The sequence below is a fragment of the Streptomyces sp. H27-D2 genome (assembly GCF_035828615.1).
In the GTDB taxonomy this organism is placed as follows: domain Bacteria; phylum Actinomycetota; class Actinomycetes; order Streptomycetales; family Streptomycetaceae; genus Streptomyces.
The window spans coordinates 67,392-89,198 of sequence record NZ_JAYMZR010000004.1 but is presented as its reverse complement, the minus strand read 5'-3'; the positions used below and the strand labels follow the sequence as shown (position 1 = coordinate 89,198).

Below are 21,807 nucleotides of genomic sequence, written 5' to 3'. Positions count from 1 at the left end.
GGACGCAGGGGCGAGCACTGGGGCGAGCACCGGGACGGACGCGGGGACGGACGCCAAGGCGGGTGCCCCCGCGTCCGCCAGCGCCGGTCGCGCCGACTGGATCGCCTGCTGCGGCAGCCTGCCGCGCGGCCTCCCGCCCGAGTGGTACGCCGAACTCGTCGCCCGCGCCCACCGGGCCGGCGCCCGGATCGCCCTCGACACCTCGGGACCCGCGCTGACCGCCGCGCTGGGCGAACACCCGGACGTCGTCAAGCCCAACGCCGAGGAACTGGCCCAGGCCGTCGGCCGCCCGCTCAGCACGATCGGCGACGCGGTCAAGGCGGCCGGGGAACTCCGGGACCGGGGCGCGCGGGCCGTGCTCGCGAGCCTCGGCGCTGACGGCCAGTTGCTGGTCGACGACTCCGGCACGTACTTCGGCAGCGCGCCGGTCGCCGCCGTCCGCAGCAACGTCGGCGCGGGGGACGCCTCGCTGGCGGGCTTCCTCATCGCCGGCGGCGCGGGCCCGGCGGCCCGCGCCTCCGCCGTCGCCCACGGCGCGGCGGCCGTCCAGCTTCCGGGCAGCGTCATGCCGACCCCGGCGGACCTCGACCTCTCGGCGGTCACCACGACGCGGGACGTCCCGCTGGACCGCGCTCTGACGGAACCGGCGGCGGCGTCATGAGCGCGACTCGCTCGGACCCCTTCCCCGGCCCCGTCGCACCCAGCCCCCCCACACACTCCACTCCCACTCCCACTTCCACTCCCACTCCCACTTCCACTTCCACTCCCACCCCGTCCCCCGGCGTCGTGCCTTCGGCGCTGCGAGCGTGCAATGGAGCCCGCGATGAGTGAGCTGATCACCGCGGATCTGGTCGACCTCGACCTGTCCGCCGAAACGAAGAACGCCGCCGCCCGATCGCTCGCCGAGCGGATGGTCGCCGCCGGCCGGGTGACCGACCTGGACGGCTTCCTCGCCGACGTGGCGGCCCGCGAGGAACAGATGCCGACCGGCCTGGACGGTGGCATCGGCATCCCGCACTGCCGCAGCGCACACGTCACCGAACCGACCCTCGCGTTCGGCCGCAGCGCCGCCCGTATCGACTTCGGCGCCCCCGACGGCCCCGCCGACCTGGTGTTCCTCATTGCGGCCCCGGCCGGGGCCGACAGCGACCACCTGAGCATCCTGTCGAGCCTGGCCCGGCACCTGATGAAGGCGTCCTTCACGGACGCGCTGCGCTCAGCGAGCGACCCGGAGCGGGTCGCCGCACTGATCCGGGGCGACGAGACGGCGGCGGTGACGCCCGCAACGCCGGTGACGCCCGCAACGCCGGCGGCCGTCGCTGACGCGCCCGTCGAGCGGGAGGAGCCCGCAGAGGCCGCAACGCCGGCTGGGTCGGAGGCGGCCGCAACGCCTGCCGAGCCACCCGCAGCCCCGGCCCCCACCCCCGCCAAACCCTTCACCATCGTCGCCGTCACCTCCTGCCCCACCGGTATCGCGCACACCTACATGGCCGCCGAGTCGCTGGAGAACGCGGCGCGCGCCGAAGACGTGACGCTCACCGTCGAGACGCAGGGCTCGGCCGGGTTCGAGAAGCTCGATCCCGCCGTGATCGCCGCCGCTGACGCGGTGATCTGGGCGCATGACGTCGAGGTGCGCGAGAAGGGCCGGTTCGCCGGGAAGCCGATCGTGGACGTCGGGGTGAAGGCCGGGATCAGCCGCCCCGCCGCGCTGATCGCCGAGGCGCGGCAGAAGGCCGAGCGCGGCGAGATCAGCGCTGAGGCATCGGGAGGCTCGACCTCCGACGACGGCGGCGGCCCGGACGGCGGATCGGAGGCCGCCGGCGCGGGCGACAACGAGCACTTCGGCATCCGGCTGCGCAAATATTTGATGTCCGGCGTGAGCTATATGGTGCCATTCGTCGCCGCCGGCGGTCTGCTCATCGCGCTCTCGTTCGCCATCGGCGGCTACGAGATCGTCGACGCCAAGTCCGTCGCGGAACACTTCGTCTGGACCCAGGCGGACAGCTGGGCCGCCCTGCTCAACCAGATCGGCAGCGCGGCCTTCGGTTTCCTCGTCCCCGTACTCGCGGGCTACATCGCGTACGGAATGGCGGACCGGCCCGGTCTCGTCCCCGGCTTCGTCGGCGGGGCCATCGCGCTCAGCATCAACGCGGGCTTCCTGGGCGGCCTCGTCGCCGGTCTGCTGGCCGGTGCGGTGGTGATGGCGATCCAGCGGGTCAAGGTGCATCCGACGCTGCGCGGCATCATGCCGGTGCTGGTGATCCCGTTGATCGGGTCGGCGGTCGTCGGCTTCCTGATGTTCATCGTCGTGGGCAAGCCGATCGCCTCGCTCCAGAACGCGCTGACCGACTGGCTGAACGGCCTCTCCGGGTCGAACGCGATCATCCTCGGCGTCGTCGTCGGCCTGATGATGTGCTTCGACATGGGCGGGCCGCTCAACAAGGTCGCGTACGCCTTCGCGGTCGGCGGCCTGGCCGATCCGACGCCCGGCAGCCTCAAGGTCATGGCCGCGGTGATGGCGGCGGGCATGGTCCCGCCGCTGGCGATGGCGCTCGCGACCACCGTGCGCGGCGCGCTGTTCACCAAGACCGAGCGGGAGAACGGCAAGGCGGCCTGGGTGCTGGGCGCGTCCTTCATCACCGAGGGCGCGATCCCGTTCGCGGCGGCGGATCCGCTGCGCGTGATCCCGTCGGCGATGGCCGGCGGCGCGGTCACCGGCGCGCTGTCGATGGCCTTCGGCTGCACGCTGCGCGCCCCGCACGGCGGCGTCTTCGTGGTCCCGCTGATCGGCGAGCCGTTCCTCTACCTGCTGGCCGTCGCGGCCGGCACGCTCGTGACGACGGCCTCGGTGGTGCTGCTCAAGGGCGCGCGGAAGACGGAGCGGCCGGGGGCCGGGGAGGTCCCGGCGGAGGCGACGGGCGAGGAGGCCAAGACTCCGGTCGCGGTCTGAGTCCCGTCCCACACGTCAGACTCGTCCCGCACGTCCCGCACGTCCCGCACGTCTGACTCGTCCCACTCGTGCCACCGGTCCCACCGGCATACGGAGGCCGGCCCCGGCGCTTAGTGGAACGCGTCCTGCCCGGTCAGCGCCTTGCCGATGACCAACTGGTGCATCTCCACCGTGCCCTCGTACGTCAGCACGCTCTCCAGGTTCGCCGCGTGCCGCATCACCGGGTACTCGTGCGAGATGCCGTTCGCGCCCAGGATCGTACGGGCCGTGCGGGCGATCTGGATGGCCTCGCGGACGTTGTTGAGCTTGCCGTAACTGATCTGCTCGGGACGGACCCGCCCGGCGTCCACCCTGCGGCCCAGGTGCAGGGCCAGCAGCAGCGACTTGTTCAGCTCCAGGGACATGTCGGCGAGCTTGGCCTGGGTGAGCTGGAAGCCGCCGATGGGGCGGCCGAACTGCTCGCGGGTCTTCGCGTAGTCGATCGCCGTCTCCAGGCAGTCCCGGCCCGCGCCCACCGCGCCCCACACGATGCCGTAGCGCGCCTGGTTGAGGCAGCTCAGCGGCCCGCGCAGGCCGGTGACCTCGGGGAACACCGCGTCGGCGGGCAGCCGGACGCCGTCCATGACCAGTTCGCTGGTGACCGAGGCGCGCAGCGACGCCTTGTGCTTGATCTCGGGGGCCGAGAAGCCGGGGGTGTCGGTGGGGACCGCGAAGCCGCGGATTCCGTCGTCCGTCTGCGCCCAGACGACCGCCACGCCGGCCACCGAGCCGTTGGTGATCCACGTCTTGCGGCCGTCGAGCACCCAGTCGCCGCCCGGTTCGCGCTTGGCGCGCGTCCGCATCGAGGCCGGGTCGGAGCCGTGGTCCGGCTCGGTCAGCCCGAAGCAGCCGATGACCTCGCCGGACGCCATCCGCGGCAGCCACTGCTGCTTCTGCTCCTCGGAGCCCCAGCGGTGGATCGCGTACATGGCCAACGACCCCTGCACGGACACCAGCGAGCGGATTCCCGAGTCGCACGCCTCCAGCTCCAGACACGCGAGCCCGTACTGTACGGCGCTCGCGCCCGCGCAGCCGTACCCCTCCAGATGCATGCCGAGCGCGCCGATCCCGCCCAGCTCACGGGCGAGTTCACGGATCTCGGGCAGCTCGCCGCGCTCGAACCAGTCGGCGATGTGCGGGGCCACCCGGTCGGCGCACCAGCGGCGGACAGTGTCGCGGACGGCCAACTCCTCGTGGTCGAGGAGGTCGTCGACACCGAGCGGGTCGCGCGGGTCGAAGGGGGGCGTGGACGTGGTCGCACGGCTCATGGCTGGCTCCTGTCGAGTGGCAACGAGGGCGGGGGAGAGCGATGGGGAGGGCGGTGGCGATGGGGATGCGGATGGGGAGAGGGTTGGGACGGATGGGGCTGGGACGGAAGGGGCTGGCGGGGCCTCGGAGGCCCGCGCCGGCAGCGCTCGGTCGCTCGGTCCGTACAGCCAGGCCCGCAGTTCGCTCCCGTGCTCGTCGAGCCGGGGCGGCGCGGTCGGTTCGGCGACCGGGGTGGCGGACAGCCGCAGCGGGCTGCGCACTTGGGGCACCCGGTCGGGGCCGACCGGGACGACGGGGTCGAGCCCGAGCCCGGTGGCCAGCCGCAGCGCTCCCGCCAGGTCGTTGACCGGGCCGCACGGAACTCCGGCCGCGCCGAGCCGCTCCGTCCAGCCCTGCGCCGTATCGGCCGCGAGCCGCGCCTCCAGGGCGTCGGCCAGCGCGTCGCGGTTCCGCACCCGGTCGGAGTTGCGGGCGAAGCGGGCGTCGTCGGCCAGCTCCGGTACGCCCAGCCGGTCGGCCAGCGCGCGGAACTGCCCGTCGTTGCCGACGGCCACGGCCAGCGGCCCGTCCGCGCATTCCAGCGTCTCGTAGGGGGCGATGCTGGGGTGCCGGTTGCCGAGCGGGCCGGGGCTGCGGCCGGTGGCGAGCTGCCCCGACGCCTGGTTGACGAGCGAGGCGAGCAGCGTGGACAGCAGGTTCACCTCGACCAGCTGGCCCTCGCCGGTACGGTCGCGGTGGCGCAGCGCGGCCAGCACGGCGGTGGTCGCGTCCTTCGCGGTCAGTACGTCCACGAGCGCGACGCCCGTCTTGAGCGGTGGCCCGCCCCGCTCGCCGGTGATGCTCATCAGCCCGCCGACGGCCTGGACGACGAAGTCGTAGCCGGGCAGCCGCGCGCCCTCGCCGGAGCCGAATCCGCTGATCGAGCAGTAGACGAGGCGGGGGTTGGCGGCCAGCGCGCTCGCGTGGTCGAGGCCGTATTTGGCCAGTGCGCCGGGCCGGAAGTTCTCGATCAGCACATCGGCCCGCCGGGCCAGCTCGCGCGCCGCCTCGGCGTCCCGCGGATCGCCCAGGTCGAGCGCGAGGCCGCGCTTGCCCCGGTTGGCGCTGTCGAAGTACGACGCGGTCCCGTCCGTCCCGAAGGGCGGCCCCCACGCCCGCGTGTCGTCCCCCGCGCCCGGCCGCTCCACCTTGATCACCTGCGCGCCCAGGTCGGCGAGCGTCGCGGCGGCGAGCGGCCCGGCCAGCACACGGCTGAAGTCGGCGACCAGGATGCCGTCGAGCGGCAGCGGTGACGGCGTTGGCGGTGACGGCAGGGGCGGCTGGGGCTGTGGCGGCACGGTCGTGCTCCTCTCGTCGAGGACAGTGTGCCGGTCATGCTCTCCGACGATCTTCGCGGCATGGAACCCGCCCCCGCGTCCAATGCGGGGCGGCGGACCCTGCCGCGTCGGCCAAGGGGGGTGGTGGGGGCTTGCCGGGGTCTATGGATCGGGGCTGCGGCCGGGCCTGCCGCTCCGCGCCGCGATGACGCGACCGGCCCTGTACGCGCCGTCGGTCGGAACCGGGGGCTTACGGGGCCGGGGTAGGTACGGGCCGGTGGCCGGGCCGCAGCCCCCACCCGTGCGCGCTGCCTGCCGCGTACGGCCTACCGCTCGCCGCCCACGGCCGACCGTGTGCCGCCTACTTCGCGATCGCGTTGCCCAGCGCCGCGTTCAGTTCCGGCGCGCCCAGGGCCGCCGGCCCGTACGAGACGACGCCGGTCGTGCTGAGGCCGCCCACCGCGCCGCGCAGCAGCCAGGCCGCGCCGGAGTCCTTGTATGTGCCGTCCTCGCCCGGTGCGCCGGCGGCCAGGTCGGACTTGCCGTCCTTGTCGGCGTCGCCGATCGCCCCGGCGACCGCGTCCGTGACGGTCTGCTTGCGCACCGGGCCGTCGGCGGTGCCCTGCCAGAAGATGCTGGCCTCGGACATCTCCTCGAAGTCGTGGAAGCTGACGAAGTCGTCCTTGCCGTCGCCGGTCATGTCGCCCGCGACGAGGTCGGACGCTGCGAACGTGCGGTCCGTGGGGAGTTCGGCGGAACGGGCCGCCGCGCCGGTCCGGCTGAACGGGCCGTACAGGACACGCAGGTCGCCCCAGGCCTCGGACGTGGTGCTGTTGGCGATCAGGTCGGCGTGGCCGTCGCCGTCGAAGTCGCCGCCGACCAGATTGCCGCGGCCGTTGGTGCCGGGCGCCTCGGGCAGCGAGGCGCCGCCGGTGAGACCGTCGGCCGAGCCCCACAGGACGGTGACCGCGGTGACGGGGGAGGTCTGCGTGGCGAGGTCGGTGAAGCCGTCGCCGTCGAGGTCGCGGGCGACCGTACGGCTGCCGAACGCGGCGTCGGCCGCCGGGTCGCCGGGGACGCCCGCGGTGGCCTGGCTCAGCACCTGGTGCTTGCCGGTGTCCGCGCCGCCGGCCGAGCCGTAGACGACGGTGACGTAACCCGCGCGGGCCTTGCCGCCCACGGTTCCGGAGGGGGCGGAGACGGCGACATCCGCGTAGCCGTCCTTGTTGAAGTCGGCCTTCGGGGCGAGCCCGGCGGGGACTGCGGCGCGGGTGGTGCCTGTGGTTCTTGCGGCGCTCGCCTCGGGGGCCGAGTCCGCCGCGCCGGCCGGGGTGGCCAGTACGGCGGGGGCGGTCAGTAGAGCGGCTATCGCGGCGCAGCGCGCGACGGTGACCATGGAGCTGCGACGCACAAGTCCTCCTGCTCGTTTGTGGCGTGGGCGGCGCGGCGCGCGGCGCGGGGGTGCGTCCATCGGAGGGACGCCCGCTGCTGGTGCGGCGTTCACTCGCCTACACCTCTGATGACACATGAACGGGCAAGACGGTTGTGTGGCCTCTACTGACACTTTTTCGCCTTGCGTGGCCGAACCGGGCCCGGATGAGATCCTCGGCCGGTGAACAACGACACGGCAGACGAGACGGCTGATGACAAAACCCGCGGTGTCTCCGGAGCCACTCCCGTCGCGCACCCAGCGCACGCCGCCGGCCTCAGCACCCGCCTCAACTGGCTGCGGGCGGCGGTCCTCGGCGCCAACGACGGTGTGGTCTCCACCGCCGGTCTCGTCGTCGGCGTCGCCGGAGCCACCGACTCCCGCTTCGCGCTGCTGACAGCCGGACTCGCGGGCCTACTGGCCGGATCGATGTCGATGGCGGCCGGCGAGTACGTGTCGGTGAGCACCCAGCGCGACTCCGAGAAGGCCGCGCTCGCCTTGGAGCGCACCGAACTGGCCACGGAGCCGCAGGCGGAACTCGTCGAGCTGAAGGGGCTGCTGGAGGGCAAGGGGATCACCCCGGAGCTGGCCGCAGAGGTGGCCGAACAGCTCACCGAGCACGACGCGCTCCGGGCGCACGCCCAGGTCGAGCTGGGCATCGACCCCGACGCACTCACCAACCCCTGGCACGCCGCCGGCGCCAGCTTCGTCGCCTTCACGGTCGGCGCGCTGCTGCCGCTGCTGGGCATGGTGCTGCCGCCCCCGTCGCTGCGACTGCTGGTCACCGTGCTCGCGGTGCTCGCGGCCCTGGTGTTGTGCGGCTGGGGGAGCGCGCGGATGGGCAGCGCGCCGGTCGGCCCGGCGATGCTGCGCAACGCGGGCGGCGGGGCGGTGGCGATGGCCGTGACGTACGCCGCCGGATCGCTGTTGGGGGCGGCCGGGGTGTGATGCGGCCTCCGTCATCGGAGGCCGGGAGCTTCGGGCCCCTACGAGTTCTCCCGCACGTTCTCCTACAGGTTCCGGCTCCTACAGGTTCCGGTACATGTCCGGGTACAGGTCCCGGTACGCGGGAAACACACCGCCCGGCCCGTCCACGCCCTCCGCCGCCAGTACCGCCTTCACCACCGCCCGTGTCAGCACATCCGCGCCGGCCGCCAGCACCTCGTTGAGCGCGCCCGCCTCCAAGTGCACCCTGAAAGCCGGGTCCGACAGGGCCGCTTCCCCGGCTGAGCCGGTGGCGGCGGCGGTGGTGGCGGTCGCGGCGGTCGTTTCGGCGGCTTCGTCGGCCGTGGCGGCTGGGCCCGCTGGGGCCACTGTGGCTGGATCGACCAGCGGCCGGTCCCCCGTCGCCAGCGCGAAGACCGTGTCCCCGTCCGACAGCAGATGCCCCGGCCGCACGGCGCGCGCCAGGCCGTCGTGCGCCGTGCCCGCGAGCTTCTGCGCCTGGGCGCGGGTCAGTACGGCGTCGGTCGCGACCACGGCCAGGGTCGTGTTCAGCGGGGGGCGTACGGACAGCGCCGAGCGCCGTTCCGACTCGGCGCGCGCCGTAGCCAGTCGACGGAGTGCGGCGGCGTGTTCGCGCTCCGTCGGGAAGCGCGGGCGCTCCCCTGTCACGTCGCCGTAGAGCTGCCCGTACAGCGCGCCCGTCAGCGGGTCGAGCACCGACCCCGCCGCGTTGACCGCCGCTACGGCGGCCACCGTGATGCCCGACGGCAGCACGACGCTCGCCGACCCCGTACCGCCTTTGAGGCCGCCCGCCACCGCCCCCGTACCGGCCCCGGCGGCCCCCTCGGCGCCCGGTGCGCCCCATCGCGTACGGGCCGCCGCCTCGGCCGCCTCACGGCCGAGCGCGGCGTCCGGCCGGGCCCGCCAGTCGCCGCCGCGGCCGAGGTCGAACAGGGCCGCGGCCGGGACGACGGGCACCACATGCGCCGGGTCGGGGCCCACCCGGAAGCCGCGGCCCTGGTCCTCCAGCCAGCTGACGACCCCGGAGGCGGCGTCCAGACCGAAGGCGCTGCCCCCGGTCAGCACGACGGCCTCGACGCGCTGCACCAGATTGCGCGGGTCGAGCGCGTCCGTCTCGCGGGTGCCGGGCCCGCCGCCCCGTACGTCGACGGCTGCCACAGCCCCGCCCTCGGGGGCGAGCACCACCGTCGTGCCCGTCAGCCAGCCGTCGCCGGTCCGCTGCGCATGGCCGACGCGGAGGCCGCGTACGTCCGTCAACGCGTCGGCGGGGCCCGACCGGGGGTGGCGGGGGAGGGCCGGAGGGGGAGCGTCCGCGGGGGAGGCGTCCGGCGATGGGGTCGTGGGGGAGGTGCTGGGTGCGGTGGGTGCGTTGTGCGTCGTCTCAGCGTCAGCCATGGAACCCATGCGTATCACGCGAGTTGACGGCGCGTGCCCCAGCCGCGCGCCCCGCTCGCGCGCCGTCACCCCGCGCTGTCACCCCGCGTCGTCCCCCGCCGTCCGCAGAACCGCCCGCCGCGCCGCCAGCCACACGCCGACGGCGACCGCGAGCGCCGCGACCAGCCCGGCCAGCGGCACCGCCGCGTCCCCGGCGAACGTGCAGGCCAGCACCAGCGCGGCCGAGCAGGACCAACTGCTGCGCGCTGCCGCTCTTGTAGTGCCGCGAGTGCAGCAGCCAAACGGTGAACAGGAAGAGCCCGGCGGGAACCGTGACGGCTGCGGACGCGGCGAGGGTGGAGATGTGCGCCTTGCCGGTCGCCTGCTCCACGGCCACCTCGATGCCCGCCCCGATCGCGGCGGCCGAGCCGAAGATGAGGTAGTGGCCGTAGCCCCACAGGAACGCCTGCTTGTTGGAGACGAGGTGCTGTTGGATGGGCACCGCGAAGTAGATCCAGAAGGCGGCGAAGACGATCAGCAGCCCGCCCGCCGCGATCGGCGGCAGCTCGCTCAGCGCCGACGACTCGTCCAGCGCGGACTGCACGGCGACCGTGGCGGCGGCGATGGTCTCGCCCAGCATGATGATGGTGAACAGCCCGTACCGCTCCGCGATGTGGCGCGGGTGCCACGGGGTCCGCCGGCCGCGCTCCGCGACGGCGGGTACGGCCAGTTCGGCGACCGCCAGCGGCACGAAGCCCCACACCCACGCGCTGTCGGGCAGCAGCAGCAACAGCACGACCCACCCCGCTTGGACGAACACCAGCCCCGCGGCATAGCGCAACGCCGTGCGCCTGGCCGCGCCGCTCTCGCCGTGCGCGGCCCGTAGCCACTGGCAGGTGAGGGCGATCCGCATCACCAGATAGCCGCCGATGGCGACCGTGTAGTCGGCGCTGTCGAAGGCGCGCGGCACTCCGGCGGCGAGGATCAGCACGCCGGAGATCTGCACCAGGGTGGCGATCCGGTACGGGACGTCGTCACAGTCGTACGCGGAAGCGAACCAGGAAAAGTTGACCCAGGCCCACCAGATCGCGAAGAAGACGAGCAGATAGCCGGCGATTCCGTGCCCCGGGTGCCCTTCGGCGAGCGCGTGCACCAGCCTGGCCCCCGCCTGCGCGACGGCGACCACGAAGCACAGGTCGAAGAACAGCTCCAGCGGGGTCGCTGCGCGGTGCGCCTCGTGCTGGCTGCGGGGGCGCATCCGGCTCAGCAGGCCGCCGCGGGAGCCACCGTGGAAGCCCGCAGGGGCGGGGGCCGGGGCGGGGGCCGGGGCGGGGGCCGGGCCGGCTGCGGCTGAATCCCGGGACGGGGAAGGGGCGCGGTCGCGGTCGCTCATGGGCACGGTCTCTTCGGCGCTAAGGCCCGCGCGGGGCAGGCGCTGGATCGATCGGGTTCAGCCGGTGATGCGCATCAGGGCCACTTTGTCGCCCTGGACGGTCAAGGTGAAGTCCGACGGGCCGTTGAAGCCGTGGGCTCTCTCGTGCGTGACTTTAGGCCGGTTTGCGCCACCGCGCGTTTCGGCGCCCCCGCCGCCGAAACGCGCCCGACCGGCCCGTACAGCGAGCGTTGATCGAACGTTGATCGTTGATCACCAGGCTGTGTCCATGCTGAATGCCCAAGGCCGGACGAAGGCCAGTAAGAATCGCTCCACTCGCGCGCAGGCGGGTACGGAGACGCACCCGACACTGTCGGCTCCCGTCTCACTGATGACGATGCGCCGGCTCAGCGACCCGCGCCGATCCAGGACCGGACCGGAAGCGGGGACCGGGACCGGGACCGGAGCAGGACTCGGCGTCGCGGGCAGGGCCGGCGGCAGGTCCGGTTCCGGAACCGCTGCCGGGGACGGGGACGGAACGGAGATGACGCCCAGCGAGCTGCTGGACCAGGCCGCCCGAGCCGCCGCCGCCCTCACCCGCCTCGGGGTCCGCCCCGGCGACCGGGTGGCGGTGCACCTGCCGCTCGTCCCCGAGTCCGTTGTCGCGACGCTGGCCTGCGGCCGGATCGAAGCCGTACGGACCACGCTGCCCGTCGGGCTGCGCTCGCACGAACTGCGCGACCGGATCAGGGAGGTGGGCGCGCGCGTGCTGATCACCGCCGATGGCGCCTACCGCCACGGCCGCGGCCGTGCGGTCAAGTCGGTCATCGACCAGGCGCTGACGGACTGCCCGGACATCCGCTCGGTGCTCGTCGTCCACCGCGCGGACCGCCCGGTGGCCTGGACGCCCGGCCGCGACCTGTGGTGGCACGAGGAGCTTGCCACCCCGCTGAGGACGGGCCGCTCAAGGACAGGCCGCTGAGAGGGGCCGCCCGCTGTCGGACGGCCCGCTGTCGGACGGCCCGCTGAGAGCCGACCTGCTGAGAGCCGGCCCGCTGAGAGCCGGCCCGCTGAGAGCCGGCCCGCTGAGGGGCCGCGTGTCAGGCCAGTCCCTTGAGCATCAGCCGCCAGTACAGGAACGGCAGTCCGCGCCGCTTGAGGTACCACATGTCGCGCCGCTCGCGGGTGGTGTCGATGAACGGGAACGACGGGGTGTGCCGCATCGAGTAGTCGAACTCCGCGAGCAGCATCCGGTCGCGGGCGGTGGTGATCGGGCAGGAGGCGTAGCCGTCGTAATGGGCGGTGAGGCCCCGCCCGGCGAGCGAGGCCCGCAGGTTCTCGACCGCCACCGGAGCCTGCTTGCGGATCGCCGCGCCCGTCTTGGAGTTGGGAGTGGAGCCCGCGTCGCCGAGGGCGAAGATCTCCGGGTACCGGACGTGCCGCAGGGTGTGCCGGTCCACTTCCGTGTAACCGCCCGGGTCCGACCGCCCCGCCAGCGGGCCCGCCTTGATCCAGTCGGGCGCCGACTGCGGTGGCACGGTGTGCAGCAGGTCGTACTCGACGGACTCGGAGCTGCCGTCCGCGTTGTTCGCGATGACGGCCTTACGGGAGTCCGCGTCGACCTCGGTGAGTTCGCTGTTCTTGCGCACCTCGATGCCGTAGCGGGTGGCGACCCGCTCCAACTCGGCCGCGAATTCCGGCACTCCGAACATCGCGGGAGTCGGCAGCACCAGCACGATCCGAATCTTGTCCAAGACCCCTTCGCGCCGCCAGTGATCGGCCGCCAGATAGGCGATCTTCTGCGGGGCGCCCGCGCACTTGATGGGGCCGGACGGCATCGTGAACACGGCCGTTCCGGACCGCAGTCCGCGGATCAGGCCCCAGGTCTTGGGCGCGAGCTCCGGGGCGTAATTGCTGGACGCGTACGGGCTGTCCAGCGCCTCGGACATGCCGGGCACCCGGTTCCAGTCGAGCTGGATCCCCGGACAGACCACCAGCCGGTCATAGCCCAGCAGCGCGCCGCCGGCGGTGGAGACGGTGCGCGAGTCGGGGTCGACCGACTCGGCCCTGTCCTTGATCCAGCGGGTCTTGCCGGGGATCAGCGACGCCTCGGGGCGCGCACTCTCGGCGAGCGGCGCGCAGCCGCCGCCCACGAGCGTCCACAGTGGCTGGTAGTAGTGCGTGTCCGAGGGCTCCAGCAGCCCCACCCCGCCGACGCCCGCGCGCCGCAGCCGTGCGGCGACGCTGATCCCGGCGGTGCCGCCGCCTATGACGAGCACTTGATGGTGGGTGCTCCGCGTCGTCCGCGACGTCGCCGCCGTGCCGGTGGCCGGATCGGTGGACGTCCCTGCGGCTGTGCTGTCGGCCGTCCCGTTGGGTGTCCCGCTGGTCGGCTCGTGCGCGGTGGACATGATGCCTCCGTGGGTTGGTGGGCTGACGGGGTCGCGCGGGGTTGAGCCAAGACGGTCAGGATCGGGCGGGGTTGCGCTCGGACGGGCGGGCCCCCGGCGGTGGCGGCGGCGATCAGCCGGTGGCGAGTCCCGTCTCGACGGCCTTCGCGTAGTCGTCGTCGACGAGCACGACCTGACGGCCCGCCCGGTCGAGCAGCGCGGCGGCGATGCTCGCGCGGAAGCCGCCCGCGCAGTGCACCCACAGCCGTCCGGCGGGGAGTTCGGCCAGCCGGTCCAGCAGGCTGTGCAGCGGGACGTGCGTCGAGCCGGGGATATGGCCTTGAGCCCGCTCGTCGTCCCGCCGTACATCCATGACCGGCTCGCCCTCGGGCCGCACCGCCAGATCCGCGAACCGCACCCTCGGGTACGAGCGCAGCGCCTCGCCGGGCAGCGTTCCGGGGGCGGTGCCGGCCCCCGCCAGCAGGTCGACGCCGATGCGTATCAGCTGACGCTGCGCGTCGGCGACCTGCTCCGGGGTCTCGCCGATGAGGGTCAGCTGGCTGCCCCAGGGCAGCAGCCAGCCCAGGTAGGTCGCGAACTGGCGGCCCAACTCGATGCCCACCGTCCCGGCCAGATGCCCGGCGGCGTACGCGGTCCGGTCGCGCAGATCGACCACCCACTCGCCGTCCGCTATCCGCTTGGCCAGCTCATGCGCGTCGACCCGGGCGGGCGGCGCGAGGTCCGGTACACCAGGGCCCTGCCGGTTGAGGGCCGCCATATGCGCGTAGTAGGCGGGGTAGGCGGTCAGCCCCGCGACCAGCCGGGCGACGAAGACGTCCTCGTCGGGCTCGGTCAGCGCGGCGTTACGGGCCCGCTCGTCGCCGATGGTTGCGCTCGGCGGGGCGGCGGGAGCGGTCGCGGGATCTGGAGCCGGATCGGGAGAGAGCGAGGGAGAGGGGGCGTGGGAGTGAACGTGGGCGTGGGCGTGGGAGACGGCGCCCGCCGAGGCCGCCGCCCCGGCCCCCGCTGACCCCGCTGACCCCGACGAGCAGAAGCTGCCGAAGCCGTGCGTCGGGTAGACGCCCGTGTCGTCCGGCAGCGCGTCCGCGAGGCGGTGGGCCGAGCGGTACTGGGCGCGGGTCAGCTCCTCGGTGCGGGCGGGGTCCACCAGGTCGGTACGGCCCACGCTGCCGTACAGCAGTGAGCCGCCGGTGAAGACGACCGGCGGGCCGTCGCCGTCGGAGATCACGTACGACAGGTGGTTGTCGGTGTGCCCGGGGGTGGCGGTGACCTGCACGGTCAGCCGCCCGACCGCCAGCCGCTGGCCGTCCCGGACCCCGTGCCGCCCGAAGGACACGTCCTCGTCGGCGGACAGCACGTACGGGACTCCGAGGCGGCGGGCGAGTTCGTAGCCGCCGGTGACGTAGTCGTTGTGGATATGGGTCTCCATGACCAGACCGCAGGTCACGCCCAACCAGCTGAGCACAGCCTCGACGCGGTCCAGGTCGCGCTGCGGGTCGATCACGACGGCGCTGCTGCCGTCGTGGGCGATGTAGCTGCGATTACCCAGTTCCTCCGTCGGGATGACCTCTACCTCGACCACTGGACCGCTCCTTTCTTTAATGCACGAATGTACGTACATTAAGAGTGCCGATGCGAACGGGGCAAGAGGCCCCTGGGCCACGCAGACCGCAGTAGACCGCAGCACCCCGAGGAGCACCGTATGACCGGCGAACGGAGCCAGCCTCAGGGCCGCGGCGAGGGCCGCGACGGCATCCCCGAGCGCGGTGGGGCCGCTCGACCGGACCGCTCCAGTCCGCTTCCGCTCTGGGCCCAGGTCCACGACAACCTGCGGGCGCGCCTCGAATCCGGCGAGTTCACCACCGCCTTCCCGGGCGAACTGGCCCTGGTCGAGGAGTACGGCGTCAGCCGGCACACCGTGCGCGAGGCCCTGCGGCAGCTCCGCGCCGACGGACTGGTCATCGCCGAGCGCGGACGCCCTCCCCGGCTGGCCGTCCCCGCCGAGATAGAACAGCCGGTCGGCGCGCTGTACAGCCTCTTCGCCTCCGTCGAGGCGGCGGGCCAGACGCAGCGCAGCCTCGTACGCGTCCTGGACATCCGGGCCGACGGCGTCTTCGCGGCCCGCCTCGGCCTGGAGGAGTCCACCCAGCTGTTCCACCTGGAACGGCTCCGGCTGGCCGACGACGAGCCGCTCGCGGTCGACCGGGTCTGGCTGCCCGCCGATCTCGCCCGGCCGCTGCTCACCGCCGACTTCACCCACACCAGCCTCTACGACGAACTCGCCGACCGGGCAGGCGTACGGCTGACCGGCGGACGCGAGGTGCTCCGCGCGGTCGTGCCCACCACCGCCGAGCGCCGGTTGCTCGGCATCGACGCGGGCGTGGCCGCCTTCGCGATCGACCGCCTCGGCTGCATGGGCCGACAGTCCGTGGAGTGGCGGCACACGCTCGTGCGCGGCGACCGCTTCACCGCGCGGGCCGAGTTCTCCGCCCGCGACGGCTACCGCATCGACCTCGCGGCGGGCGGACGCGAGGTGGACGCGTTCAGCCTGACCGGCTGAGGCCTCGGCCGACCCACCAACTCGCCCACCACCGCCCCCTGGCCTGTCAGGGGGTTGAGCTGAGGAGATGTCAGAAGATGGCAATGGAGCCGTCCGCAGACCTCGACCCGCTGGAAGCCGAACGCCTCGTAGCGGCCGGTGGAGCCGTCCTGCTCGATGTGCGCGAGAGCGAGGAATGGGAGGCCGGGCACGCGCCCGACGCGGTGCACATACCGCTGTGCGTCCTGGAACCCGACCAGGTGGCAGGCCGGTTGGCCGGCCTCGTCCCCGCCGCTGGTCCCGCCCTTGGCCCTGCCCATGGTGCCCCTGCCCATGGCGCTGATACGGCTGGCTCCGATACGGCCCCGCCTGATGGCTCGGCCGCAGCCGTTGCCGCTGCCCCCGCACCTGCCGCTTCGGCTGTCGCTGCCCCTGGCCGGACCGTCATCGCCGTATGCCGGTCGGGTCGCCGCTCCGCGCAAGCGGCTTTCCGGCTGCGTGCGGCGGGCATCGACGCACGCAATCTCGGCGGCGGCATGCAGGCCTGGGCCCGCTCCGGGCTACCGGTCCGCCGCTCCGACGGGCGGCCCGGAACCGTCGCATGACGCTTCTGCTGGGCATCCTGCTGGGTGCGCTCATCGGCCTCAGCCTGGGCGCGCTCGGCGGCGGCGGCTCCATCCTGGCCGTGCCGGTGCTGGCGTACGTCCTGGGGGAGAGCGCGCGGTCCGCGACCACCGGCAGCCTGTTCATCGTCGGGGTGACCGCCGTCTTCGGAGTCTGGGGGCATGCCCGCAGGGGCAATGTGCGCTGGCGGGCCGGGCTCGGCTTCGGGGCCGCCGGGATCGCGGCCTCGTACGCGGGGACCGCCCTGAACCGGATCGCCGCCCCGACCGTGCTGGTGCTGTGCTTCGCGGGCCTGATGGTCCTCTCGGCGCTGGGCATGCTGGCCCGCAACCGCACGCGGCGCGGCGAGGGCGTGCCACCACCTCGCCGCGAGCCCGTCGGCGGGGGCGGGGTCGCTGCGTTCCGTTCGACCGGGGGTGCGGCCGGGAACTCGGCCGGCGGCGCTGCCGGGAACCTCACCGCCGTCGCCCAGGCCGCTGCCCTGGCGGCACCCTCGCGCGGTCTCACCTTCGCCAAGGTGATCGCGGCGGGCCTCGCCGTGGGCTTCCTCACCGGCTTTCTCGGAGTCGGCGGCGGCTTCATCATCGTCCCCGCTCTGGTCGCGCTCCTGGCGTATCCGATGCCTGCGGCCGTCGGTACCTCGCTGCTCATCATCGCGGTCAACTCCGCCACCGCGCTGACCGTCCGCGCCGGCCAGGGCACCTTCCACTGGTCCGTCATCCTGCCGCTCACCGGAGCCGCGGTCCTCGGCTCGCTGGCGGGCAGACGACTCACGGACCGGGTCTCCGGGACGGCGCTCAGCCGCGCCTTCGCGCTGCTGGTGCTCGCCGTAGCCGCATACCTGCTGATCCGCGCCGCCACCGGAACGGCCTGATCCGACCGGACCTGCTCCGACCGGACCTGCTCCGACCGGACCCGCTCCCACCGGCGACGGCCCGGATCGCAGGCCCGACCGCCGTACCCTGGAGGCATGAACCCCGGCCCCGCCCCCGAACCACAGCAGGCTCCTGACCCCGAACCCGGCGGGGCCTCGCGCAAGCCCGCCGCCGCACTGATCTTCGACGATCCGCTGGCGCAGCAGTCGTCGGACGACACGGACCGGGGTTGGGGAGACCGGCCGGTCGGCGACGGCTCCGCCGCCGACTTGGCGCGCTTCCTCGACGAGAAGCCGCCGCACCACATCTGACGCGCCCGGATCAGACGCGCCCGGATCCGATGGAGCCGGACCTCCCCCGTGCGTGCCGTCCCGGAGGCTACTTCTCGGTCGAGGTCGAGGTCGGGACCGGCCCGGAACTGTTCGAGCGCTGGCCCACGACGGCGTCGTGGGAGCCATTGCGCTGCGCGATGAGCGCGTCGCGGATCTCCGCCAGCAGCTCGATCTCGGTGACCTCGGCGGGCGTGGCCGCCAATGGCGCCTTCGCGGCCTGCCGGGCCTTGATCCGGTTCATCGGCAGGATCATGAGGAAGTAGACGACGGCCGCGGTGATGAGGAACGTCAGCGCGGAGCTGAGCACCGATCCCCAGAGGATGTAGATCCCCTCGGTGACCTCGTTGGTCACCGCGTCCTTCGTGCACGTGTCGCTGAGGCACGCCGTGTAGTGGTCCAGATTCTGGGAGCCGAACGCACCCACGATCGGGTTGATGACGCCCTTGACCACAGAATTCACGATATTGGTGAATGCCGCACCGATGACGACCGCGACCGCGAGGTCCAGCACGTTGCCCCGCATCAGGAATTCCTTGAAACCCCCGAAGAGTCCTGTCTTCTCCTCGCTCACCGCAAAGCCTCTTTCTCTGGACATGTTCGACGGAATAGGCAGTTCCGCAACTTACGGCAGAGCGGGGCCGGGTTGTCCAATCCAGGAGCACGGACCGGCGATCACCTAGGCAGCGCGTGCGATTCGGCATGCTGACACCCCGCCTCCGGGCCGGGGCCCACCTCGTGCGGTGAGGCGGCGGCCAGCGCGACGGCCGCCATGGCCAGCCCGGCGGCGGAGAGGCCGCGCCGCCGCCGGCGTACGCGCCTGAGCAGCCGGTGCGCGCCACCGCCCACCCGGACCGGCTCGAAGGCCGGCACCTCACAGCGCGGGGGAGCGGGAAGCGGGGGAATCGAGGAATCGGGAAACGCAGCGGACATGGCAACCACCACCTGCCGTGAGGCTTCGACTGGGCATCGGCCGGACCGGTTCGAATCCGGTTCGAATCCGGCCGGAAATCGAGCCGGGCCCCTGCTGGGGTTCCGACCGGCGACCGAACGATCCCCACGATGCCCGGCCGCGCCGACGCCCGTATAAGCCTGTGGACGGCCCAACGGAGTATGAACAACTCCGTCACCCACACGAGCAACAGCTATCCCAGCCGCACCCGCCAGCCGCACCCGCCGACAGTCCCGCAGGCAGCCCCGCCAAGAGCCCCGTCGGCCGTCCCGCCCACCCCCACCGCCTCTACGGCAGCTCGATCCCCAGCTCCATGCCGTCCACGGCCGTCGCACACAGGCAGTCGCGCGCCTCGGTGGCGGGCAGTGTGCCCACCGCGTCGAAGAGCACGTCCCGCAGCCGCCCGACGTTGGAGGCGAAGACCTTGAGCACTTCCTCGTGAGAGACGCCCTCGCCGCTCTCCGTGCCCGCGTCCAGGTCGGTGACCAGGGTCAGGGAGGTGTAGCAGAGCCCCAGCTCGCGGGCCAGCACCGCTTCCGGGTGGCCGGTCATGCCGACGACGGACCAGCCCTGGGCGGCGTGCCAGCGCGATTCCGCGCGGGTCGAGAAGCGCGGGCCCTCGACCACCACGAGCGTCCCGCCGTCCACCGGCTCCCAGTCGCGCCCGCGCGCCGCCGCGACGGCCGCGGCCCGTCCGACCGGGCAGTACGGGTCGGCGAAGGACAGGTGCACGACATTCGGCTGCTGTCCGTCGGGCAGCAGCTCACCGTCGTAGTACGTCTGCGCCCGCGCCTTGGTGCGGTCCACCAGCTGGTCCGGTACGAGCAGCGTTCCCGGCCCGTACTCGGGCCGCAGGCCGCCGACCGCGCACGGGCCGAGCACCTGGCGTACGCCGACCGAGCGCAGCGCCCACAGGTTGGCGCGGTAGTTGATCCGGTGCGGAGGCAGGTGGTGCTCGCGGCCGTGGCGCGGCAGGAACGCGACCGGGCGGCCGGCGAGATCGCCCACGAACAGGGAGTCGCTCGGGGGTCCGTAGGGAGTCTCCACGGTGATCTCTGTCACGTCGTCGAGGAAGGAGTAGAACCCCGATCCGCCGATGACGCCTATCTCGGCCTGCGGTGCGGTTGTTGCCTGCGCGCTGCTCGTCTCCACCATGCGGTCACCCTAATAGGGCCGGTCGGGACCCGGTCAACGCATCGGACCCCGCCGCCTCGTCGCGAGGCTGCGGGGTCCGGAACGTATGGGTGCCGCGTGGGTATCGCGGCGGTGTGTCAGGCGGCCGAGCTGCTGCTCGAACTGCCGCTGGAGCTGCCCGACGATGAGGACGACGTCGAAGCCGGCGAAGGGGAGGAGGGCGAGGAGCTGCTGCTTTCGCTCTTCTCACTCTTGCCCGCGGCGGGCGTCTTGGCCGCCGCGGCGCCGACCGTGCTGCTGGACGACGAGCTGCGGCTGTCGTTGCGGTAGAACCCGGAGCCCTTGAAGACGACGCCGACGGCTGAGAAGACCTTGCGCAGGCGTCCTTCGCAGGCCGGGCAGACGGTCAAGGCGTCATCGGTGAACTTCTGAACCGCCTCGAGACCTTCGTCGCACGCGGTGCACTGGTATTGGTAGGTCGGCACTTGCTCCTCCTGGCACTCTCACTCAGTGAGTGCTAACGACGCTTCATAGTGCAGTATTCCGGCGCGTCAGTCCACTGTGACCGGGACTCGGTGACGCACCCCACTCGCCACGACCAGGCTCGCGGGCCGCGGGACGAGCCGCTTGCGCAACAGTCCCACGGTCACCAGGGCCAGTGTGGTGCCGCCCAGCGGCACCAGGAAACCGGCGCTCGCGCCGAAGCGGTCGGCCAGCTGTCCCGACACCGTCACCGCCGCTGCCTGTCCCAGCGCGACCGCGCCGGTCAGCCAGGTGAACGCCTCGGTCCGAGCGGTTGCCGGAACCAGTGATTCCACCATCGTGTAGCCGGTGATCATGGTCGGCGCGATGCACAGCCCCACGAGCAGCCCGAGCCCGCCGAGCAGCGGCGCGGAGTGCACCGCCCACAGGGCGGAGCAGGCCAGCGCCAGCAGGACGTACGCGGCCAGCAGCCGCTGGTGCGGGCTGCGCTTCCAGGCGATGGCGCCGCAGGCCACGCCCGCGAGCATGTTGCCCGCCGCGAAGACCCCGTAGAGCATGCCGTTGATGCCCGGCTGCCCGATCTCCTCGGCGAAGGCGGTCAACGAGACCTGCATGCCGCCGAAGACCGCGCCGATGCCCAGCAGCGCCACGATCAGCACCCGTACGCCCGGCACGGACAGCGCCGACGCCTGCTTGAGGCCGCCGTCCGCCGTCAGCCGGCTCGGCCGCGGGGCGGTGCGGCGCTGGGACGCGAAGATCAGGCCGCCGATCAGCGTCAGGGTTGCTTCCGCGATCAGTCCGGCGGCCGGGTGCACGCCGGTGCACAGCGCGGTGGTCAGCACCGGTCCGATGACGAAGGTGAACTCGTCGGTGACCGACTCGAAGGCGGCCGCGGTGGTCATCAGCGGCGTGCCGTCGAGCTTGGCGGCCCAGCGGGACCGGACCATCGGCCCGACCTGCGGCACCGAAGCGCCGGCCGGCACAGCGGCGGCGATCAGGGTCCACAGCGGGGCGTCCGACAGTGCGAGGACGACCAGCAGGACCACCGAAGCGGAGTGCACCAGCACCCCGGGCAGCAGTACGGCGCCCTGGCCGAACCGGTCCGCGAGCTTGCCGCTCTGCGGCGCGAACAGGGCCATCGAGACGCCGCTGGTGGCGGCTACGACACCGGCCGTGCCGTACGAGCCGGTGGTGTGCTGGACCAGCAGCACCATGCCGATGGTCAGCATCGCGAAGGGCTGCCGTGCGAAGAAGCCGGGGAGCAGGAACGTCCACGCGCCGGGTGTGCGCAGCAGTTGTCCGTATCCGGGGCGGGTGGGGCTTGGGGTGGTGACCGTGGATGCCACGGCCGGCCTTTCTGCCGCCTGGTGGCGCACGCCCGATACTGGTCTGCCACCGCGGTAGCGGCTGCCCTCACCCTTCGGAGTGCGCCGAGAGCTGTCCTCTCGCGCAGGACCGTGGTGATGCCGGGCCGGTCCTCCGATAGGTGCGGTGGACCGCGGCCGCCGTTCGGTCGCGCCAGCTCTGCGTCAGACAGAGTTGGGGGTTTACAACAGCCCCATATTAGCCGCTATGGGCCAGGACTGTCGCCAGTCGGGACAAGAGACTGGGGTGGGTGGTGAGAGTCACTGCCGCGCGCCCCCGCTGTTCCCTCCCCGCACGCCCCTCGGCACCCCTCCACGCCCCGCTACGCGCCCCCGGCACGTCCGCTGAGCCCGTGCCGCACGCCCCCGCACGCCCGCTGA

18 protein-coding genes and 2 pseudogenes are annotated in these 21,807 nt (G+C 73.1%); 8 read left to right on the top strand and 12 right to left on the bottom strand.

Features of this window, described 5'->3' with window-relative positions:
• On the top strand, positions 1-661 hold a 661-nt coding region (locus QMK28_RS02880), incomplete at its 5' end, for a 1-phosphofructokinase family hexose kinase (RefSeq protein WP_326435350.1).
• Between the two features lie 162 nt (positions 662-823).
• Positions 824-2,950 carry a PTS fructose transporter subunit IIABC gene (locus tag QMK28_RS02875; protein ID WP_326435349.1) on the top strand — a complete coding sequence of 709 codons (2,127 nt, stop codon included), beginning with the start codon at positions 824-826 and terminating at the stop codon, positions 2,948-2,950.
• A gap of 110 nt (positions 2,951-3,060) precedes the next feature.
• Here the strand turns inward: QMK28_RS02875 and QMK28_RS02870 are convergent, their stop codons facing one another.
• The 3 genes and pseudogenes from QMK28_RS02870 to QMK28_RS02860 all read right to left on the bottom strand — a co-directional run bounded on the left by QMK28_RS02870 (position 3,061) and on the right by QMK28_RS02860 (position 6,985).
• Positions 3,061-4,257 carry an acyl-CoA dehydrogenase family protein gene (locus tag QMK28_RS02870; RefSeq protein ID WP_326435420.1) on the bottom strand — a complete coding sequence of 399 codons (1,197 nt, stop codon included), beginning with the start codon at positions 4,255-4,257 and terminating at the stop codon, positions 3,061-3,063.
• 249 nt (positions 4,258-4,506) lie between these two features.
• A pseudogene (locus QMK28_RS02865) lies at positions 4,507-5,505 on the bottom strand (CaiB/BaiF CoA transferase family protein); the annotation flags it as partial.
• Between the two features lie 430 nt (positions 5,506-5,935).
• Positions 5,936-6,985 (bottom strand): FG-GAP-like repeat-containing protein, encoded by a 1,050-nt coding sequence (locus QMK28_RS02860; protein ID WP_326435348.1) that lies wholly within the window; start codon positions 6,983-6,985, stop codon positions 5,936-5,938.
• A 315-nt stretch (positions 6,986-7,300) separates the two neighbouring features.
• Between QMK28_RS02860 and QMK28_RS02855 the strand changes: the two genes are divergently transcribed.
• Positions 7,301-7,951: a VIT1/CCC1 transporter family protein gene (locus QMK28_RS02855; RefSeq protein ID WP_326435419.1), complete on the top strand. Its 651-nt coding sequence runs from the start codon at positions 7,301-7,303 to the stop codon at positions 7,949-7,951.
• Positions 7,952-8,029: 78 nt separating this feature from the next.
• Here QMK28_RS02855 and QMK28_RS02850 read toward each other — a convergent pair whose 3' ends face one another.
• A complete protein-coding gene (locus QMK28_RS02850) occupies positions 8,030-9,364 on the bottom strand; it encodes a P1 family peptidase (protein WP_326435347.1) in 1,335 nt (444 codons plus the stop codon).
• Positions 9,365-9,442: 78 nt separating this feature from the next.
• A pseudogene (locus QMK28_RS02845) lies at positions 9,443-10,601 on the bottom strand (low temperature requirement protein A).
• Between the two features lie 133 nt (positions 10,602-10,734).
• Here QMK28_RS02845 and QMK28_RS02840 point away from each other — a divergent pair.
• A complete protein-coding gene (locus tag QMK28_RS02840) occupies positions 10,735-11,697 on the top strand; it encodes an AMP-binding protein (protein WP_326435346.1) in 963 nt (320 codons plus the stop codon).
• Positions 11,698-11,815: 118 nt separating this feature from the next.
• Here the strand turns inward: QMK28_RS02840 and QMK28_RS02835 are convergent, their stop codons facing one another.
• Together QMK28_RS02835 and QMK28_RS02830 are read right to left on the bottom strand one after the other, a co-directional pair.
• Positions 11,816-13,126 carry an NAD(P)/FAD-dependent oxidoreductase gene (locus QMK28_RS02835; protein ID WP_326435345.1) on the bottom strand — a complete coding sequence of 437 codons (1,311 nt, stop codon included), beginning with the start codon at positions 13,124-13,126 and terminating at the stop codon, positions 11,816-11,818.
• 112 nt (positions 13,127-13,238) lie between these two features.
• Positions 13,239-14,708: an MBL fold metallo-hydrolase gene (locus QMK28_RS02830; RefSeq protein WP_326435344.1), complete on the bottom strand. Its 1,470-nt coding sequence runs from the start codon at positions 14,706-14,708 to the stop codon at positions 13,239-13,241.
• A 120-nt stretch (positions 14,709-14,828) separates the two neighbouring features.
• Between QMK28_RS02830 and QMK28_RS02825 the strand changes: the two genes are divergently transcribed.
• The 4 genes from QMK28_RS02825 to QMK28_RS02810 all read left to right on the top strand — a co-directional run bounded on the left by QMK28_RS02825 (position 14,829) and on the right by QMK28_RS02810 (position 17,475).
• Positions 14,829-15,686, top strand: a complete 858-nt coding sequence (locus QMK28_RS02825; RefSeq protein ID WP_326435343.1) for a GntR family transcriptional regulator — start codon at positions 14,829-14,831, stop codon at positions 15,684-15,686.
• 77 nt (positions 15,687-15,763) lie between these two features.
• A complete protein-coding gene (locus QMK28_RS02820) occupies positions 15,764-16,270 on the top strand; it encodes a rhodanese-like domain-containing protein (protein ID WP_326435342.1) in 507 nt (168 codons plus the stop codon).
• On the top strand, positions 16,267-17,163 hold the full coding sequence (locus QMK28_RS02815) for a sulfite exporter TauE/SafE family protein (protein ID WP_326435341.1): 897 nt from the start codon (positions 16,267-16,269) through the stop codon (positions 17,161-17,163). Before QMK28_RS02820 ends, QMK28_RS02815 begins: the two co-directional genes overlap by 4 nt.
• A gap of 96 nt (positions 17,164-17,259) precedes the next feature.
• A complete protein-coding gene (locus QMK28_RS02810; protein ID WP_326435340.1) occupies positions 17,260-17,475 on the top strand; it encodes a hypothetical protein in 216 nt (71 codons plus the stop codon).
• A gap of 67 nt (positions 17,476-17,542) precedes the next feature.
• On the opposite strand, the gene mscL is transcribed toward QMK28_RS02810, so the two are convergent.
• The 5 genes from mscL to QMK28_RS02785 all read right to left on the bottom strand — a co-directional run bounded on the left by mscL (position 17,543) and on the right by QMK28_RS02785 (position 21,408).
• Positions 17,543-18,091: a large conductance mechanosensitive channel protein MscL gene (gene mscL / locus QMK28_RS02805; RefSeq protein ID WP_443050514.1), complete on the bottom strand. Its 549-nt coding sequence runs from the start codon at positions 18,089-18,091 to the stop codon at positions 17,543-17,545.
• Between the two features lie 77 nt (positions 18,092-18,168).
• Positions 18,169-18,426, bottom strand: a complete 258-nt coding sequence (locus QMK28_RS02800; RefSeq protein ID WP_326435338.1) for a hypothetical protein — start codon at positions 18,424-18,426, stop codon at positions 18,169-18,171.
• 307 nt (positions 18,427-18,733) lie between these two features.
• Positions 18,734-19,600: an S-methyl-5'-thioadenosine phosphorylase gene (locus QMK28_RS02795; RefSeq protein WP_326435337.1), complete on the bottom strand. Its 867-nt coding sequence runs from the start codon at positions 19,598-19,600 to the stop codon at positions 18,734-18,736.
• Between the two features lie 116 nt (positions 19,601-19,716).
• Complete coding sequence (locus tag QMK28_RS02790; protein WP_326435336.1) at positions 19,717-20,064, bottom strand: FmdB family zinc ribbon protein; 348 nt, start codon at positions 20,062-20,064, stop codon at positions 19,717-19,719.
• A gap of 66 nt (positions 20,065-20,130) precedes the next feature.
• The gene (locus QMK28_RS02785) at positions 20,131-21,408 is read right to left on the bottom strand and encodes an MFS transporter (RefSeq protein ID WP_326435335.1); all 1,278 of its coding nucleotides are present in this window, start codon (positions 21,406-21,408) and stop codon (positions 20,131-20,133) included.
• Positions 21,409-21,807 lie beyond the last annotated feature (399 nt).